At 73.3% G+C, this 232-nt stretch carries 1 protein-coding gene; it reads right to left on the reverse strand.

From position 1 onward, the window contains the following. Positions 1-232 (reverse strand): tRNA-guanine transglycosylase (locus SM753_RS21220; protein WP_323193009.1); only part of this gene is annotated, 232 nt, incomplete at both ends.

The following is a 232-nucleotide window of genomic DNA, read 5'->3' on the forward strand; positions in this document are numbered from 1 at the left end:
GCTCGCGGCCTGGCGACCCGCTCGCTCGCGGAGGTCCGGATGCGTCGACCCCTGCACGGGCGCGTTCACGAGCATGTCGCCGACGTCGACGTCCTCGGCGACCGCGAGGCGCTCCTGGGTGGTCGCGAGCTCGTCGCTCGCCTGCTCGCAGCTCGCGTCCGGCGGCGTCGGGATGTCGACGGGCGTCCCGACGTCGCTCCCGATGTCGTGCTGGAACTGGAGGATCTCCTCG

Origin of the sequence: Halostella sp. PRR32, from assembly GCF_034808085.1 — an archaeon.
In the GTDB taxonomy this organism is placed as follows: domain Archaea; phylum Halobacteriota; class Halobacteria; order Halobacteriales; family Natronoarchaeaceae; genus Halostella; species Halostella pelagica.